General features: G+C 52.6%; 4 protein-coding genes. 1 reads left to right on the top strand and 3 read right to left on the bottom strand.

Features of this window, described 5'->3' with window-relative positions; translation table 11 throughout:
• Positions 1 to 140 precede the first annotated feature (140 nt).
• Positions 141 to 1,667 (bottom strand): helix-turn-helix domain-containing protein, encoded by a 1,527-nt coding sequence (locus tag B5F94_RS15515; RefSeq protein ID WP_087331428.1) that lies wholly within the window; start codon positions 1,665 to 1,667, stop codon positions 141 to 143.
• Positions 1,668 to 1,905: 238 nt separating this feature from the next.
• On the opposite strand from B5F94_RS15515, the gene B5F94_RS15510 reads away from it, so the two are divergent.
• Positions 1,906 to 2,265 (top strand): DUF4313 domain-containing protein, encoded by a 360-nt coding sequence (locus B5F94_RS15510; RefSeq protein ID WP_087272873.1) that lies wholly within the window; start codon positions 1,906 to 1,908, stop codon positions 2,263 to 2,265.
• Positions 2,266 to 2,407: 142 nt separating this feature from the next.
• Here B5F94_RS15510 and B5F94_RS15505 read toward each other — a convergent pair whose 3' ends face one another.
• Both B5F94_RS15505 and B5F94_RS15500 read right to left on the bottom strand, forming a co-directional pair.
• Positions 2,408 to 2,845, bottom strand: coding sequence for a DUF7659 family protein (locus B5F94_RS15505; protein ID WP_087331426.1), 438 nt, complete (start codon positions 2,843 to 2,845; stop codon positions 2,408 to 2,410).
• A 379-nt stretch (positions 2,846 to 3,224) separates the two neighbouring features.
• A partial coding sequence (locus B5F94_RS15500) for a hypothetical protein (RefSeq protein WP_158100312.1) occupies positions 3,225 to 4,112 on the bottom strand: 888 nt, incomplete at its 5' end.

Genomic DNA, 4,112 nt, shown 5'->3' with positions numbered 1-4,112 from the left:
TCCAGCTCCCTGGCCTGGGCCAGCTGTTCCGGTGTGACGGGAAACATGGTTCCTCACCTCCTGTGTCATAAAATGATGCGAAAAGACGGCCTCCCTGGTATGGGAAGCCGTCTTGTTTTGGGGCTATGCAGTTAGAAATGTTACAGCTGGAAGGTTGTATTGTCCGCAACAGCTTGGCAATCCTCGTCCAGAAGCAGGAAGATATGCTGGTGTCTGGTCGAGGCGCCCTCGGCCGGGCCCGTTTCCTCCCGGAGTGTTTTCGCGCAGTCCACGAATATCTGATACAGCGCTTTGTCCCGGAATACATAGGTCACAGCGGGGACAGAAAAGCCCAAAAAGCGCTGTTCGACAGGGGCCTGGAGATTGGATACGATTTTGTGCCTGCTCTCCTGGGTCAATTCCACTGTAACATTCGGTTGGTCCTTGTCAACGATATAGAGCGGATAGAGCACGGGGACATCCCTATCCTTCTCTACTATCCCATGCACAAAGGACAGGAAGTATTCATGTGCATGGAGTTCAGGATATTCCCCTAATTGGGGCGGGAGTAAGTTGTTCGCCAGCTTATCCCCGTCAAAGTCGCTGAGATACTTCCTTGCGGTTGTGATCGCAAACGGAGGCAGAGGCTGCATACCGCGCACGATGGAAGAGGACTCTTGAGTCACATTCAACAGGAGGAGAGAGGGCAGGCCCGCGGCGGCAAGACCGGCACTGCGGGATTCCCGGTCCCGCTGGATGGACACCAGACATTCCGCAAATCTCTCGTATAGGACTTTGTTAGAAAATACAAAGACTTCGCGCTTGTCGCTTTCCGACGATTTGCTCTTTCGGCCCGGTTTGAGGCGCGGCAGACGCTGATTGACCACTTCCATATACCTGCTGAAGTCACCCTTCGACGACCAGCCGAACAGTCTGTTCGCAGCAGTTCCCTTCTTTTCCTTCACATACTGAAAGCGGAAAACAGTTGTCTCGTCCTGTGCCTCTTTCCTGCGGCCCATATAGGTCAGTGTATTGATTTCAACGGTACAATCAGGCAGTCTATATTCGCCGTCCTCGTCCGCTCCTTCTGATACCTCCCATGTATATGCGCCATCCTCGAACTGTGCTAAATAGTCCTTGATGGCTTTCTTCACGACTTCTGTTGAATTGACCGTGTTGACCTCTGTGAGGAGGCGCCCGACTGCGCCCATCTCGCGCACCACTTTGTCCGGATCAAGGCGCTTGGCCAGCATCTGGATGCCTTCCTGCTCCAGGTCTAATTCCACCTCCCTATCCATGAACTTGATAAAGGTGTCAGTCTCCACATTGAGAATATAGCTTACAGTTTCGGGAAATATTTTCGGCTGATAGCACTGCAGGACCCGCAGGAAAAGCCGGATATCCGGTGTTTGATCAGGTTGAGCCTGCGGCAAGGTGTTACCTGCGTCGTCCTCTTTTGCGGCATCCTCACCATCTTTAAGCCATTGATAGGATGCCCCGCCGACTTCCGCGATTTTTCGCAGAAGTTGGTCTGAGGGCGGGCGCCTTCCGTGCTCCAGGATACTAAGATAATTGGCGGATATGCCGAGTTCCTGGGCAAAGTTTTTGATATTGATTTTTGCGTTCTGCCTGACCCATCGGATGCGGCCGCCGATAGTCAGGGCATCGCCGTTCAGTGCAACAGACATGTGCTTTCTCCCCTTTATATATTTTCTTTCTATGTCTATGTATATTTCTGTGCGTGTATCGTAGAGGGCACATACCCAAATTTTATTTTCTCCTTGACTTTATTATATCATAAATTGAGCGTATTGCAAACATTATTTCCCGCTATTTTGTGTATTTTATTGACAAAACGCCACGAAAATGATATAATAAACTATAAAATATAGAGATATTGATAACGATATTAAGGAGGTGATTGATATGAATATCCGAACATGGCCTAACTTTCCAGACATTCGGGCAGGGGAAAATGTATCATTGGGGAAGACGACCTATTTTGGTGACAAGCGGCTCGCGGTCTTTGTCATCGGTGACCCGGCGGAAGAACTGACCTGCAGGAACTTGATTACAACCTGCCTGCCCAATTCATCGGTCACGAATCCCAACTGCGCGTACTTCGACACCCGGAACCATCCGGCAGCGCTCCAGTGGGCGATAGACCAGGGCATTTGCAGGCTGACCGGGCGCAGTGCCTATTCCGATTACTGCACCTACCCGGAAGTAGAGTTTACCCAGGAAGCTGTGCAATCTATGGCGACTTTGGGCTCTTCAGCCATCTGAAGCAGTCGTCAGATATATAATAGAGAAAAAGCGGAAACCCCTGACTAGTGAAAACGGGAGACCAGCCTTTGTGGCGTGGCCTCCCATCTTTTTTGCTTATAATTTGCTATTTTATGATAGGACGTAAACCGCATATTATCACTTAGTCCCTCCCGCAAATCTCCGTGACGGCTTTTTCAATGCCTCTCTTGAGGCGTGGGTTCCCCAGCACCTCGTCCGCCGTATAGCCCAGCGCGTACAGTGTGTCCTCGGTGTCTCTCGTGTAGCCGTACTCATGGTTGTCCAGCTCGTCGAGGAACATCTCGTAGATGAACCCCTCGCCGGTTTCGTCCTCCGCGATGGCGTCCCGCAGTTCTTTTTCGTGCCTGCTGAATGTGTCACGGATGAGCTGTGTGTCCGATTTCTTGAAAAAGCCGCCTGTATTCCCGGCTTTGTAGATCTTGTCAAGGTCTGTCTCCGGGTCGAGGCCCCAGCCCCGCATCATCTCCTCGAACTGCCGGTCGCTGAACGCGAAGCCAATCGGGAGCGCGTTGACCTCCTGCTGCTGTCTCTGGCGAAGTTCTGTGTATCTGTTTTTCACTTGAAAGTCCTCCTTTTGTGAATTTTGATGAAGCCGTAACGGCGTATCAGAGGTACACAGGCCCCTGATAGCCGGCGCGACTGGAAAAATATATCGGAAACTTGCCGCAGTCCCCACAAGCGGATGCGGGAGCATGATTCCGGGGCCGTATGAGAAGCCGGAAGCCTACCGGCTCCCGGCTTCTCATACGGCTGGCCTTGCTGTGCAGGTCTGTGACAGTCATTTCCGTACCTTTCCCATGTATTCCTTAAACCTGAAAATAAACACTAAAATGAAAAAGTATGGTACATGACCGGCACCGACTGACACACACGCTCCCACGCTCTCATGTCAGGGGGGAGGCGGTCCAGGTCGATGTATTTTCCCATGCCGTGCTCTATCAGGAGGCCACCGCACGAATCAACTCGTTCATGCAGTCCACGAACCGCTGGGAAGTCCTATCGCCCTTGTTTCCCCAAAAGTGTATATCGGAGCACCGGCCATCTGAGATCGTAGCAGAGACCAGCTTGTTGGTGATCCACCCCTGAACTCGGAGGGGTACATCCACATAATACAGCTTCATGAGATGCAGAAAAATGGAGCATGCGCTGAAATCATACCGGCTCCGATAGAACTCCACGGTATCGTTGCGGAGTACGCCGCCTTCCCGGATGACGCGCAGAGCCTTCTGTACCTGCTTTTCGGCCAGCTGGTTGCACTTCCGGCAATACGCCCAGTTTCGCTCCCTCTGCTTGTCTTTATATATATGGTACAGTTCCACACAGCTCTGGAGTTCTCCCAGTACAAGCGCACCGGTGTAGTCAGGTGGGGTCTCTCCACTGTTTTCTTTGGCTGCACGATAGGCGGCAGTGTGGCGGTCGAGGATGAACTTGATGTAGTCGGCCTGACGGGCCGGGCTGCGGCCATACTCCTGGGCGAGCGCCCGTTCCTGCTCCAGTGCCTCCGCCGCACCATTTCCATCGGAAGGTTTCAGGCTGTCAAAGTATTGCTCCCGCTTATCTTCGTCCCCGTATAGGGCTGTAACCGCGGCCTGATGACCGCAGTGGCCAGTCAGATAGAAGTCCGTCATACCGAGCGTGGCAAGATACCCGCCCAGTTCCACATAAAGAATATAGGCGTCGTCTGTGTTGCTGGGCCTCTTCCTGTCGGGCTTTCCATCGCGCCTCCAGAGCCGGTAGGTGTCTGTCCCGTTGGACACTTCGCGCACCAATATGGCCCGCATCTTCTTTCCGTCTGCATTGAAATTCCCCTGGTAAAAGAGCGGGGT

Origin of the sequence: Flavonifractor sp. An4, assembly GCF_002161755.1 — a bacterium.
GTDB classification, from domain to species: Bacteria; Bacillota; Clostridia; order Oscillospirales; family Oscillospiraceae; genus Flavonifractor; species Flavonifractor avicola.
The sequence above is the reverse complement of the archived record's forward strand: the minus strand, read 5'-3'. Positions and strand labels throughout refer to the sequence as shown.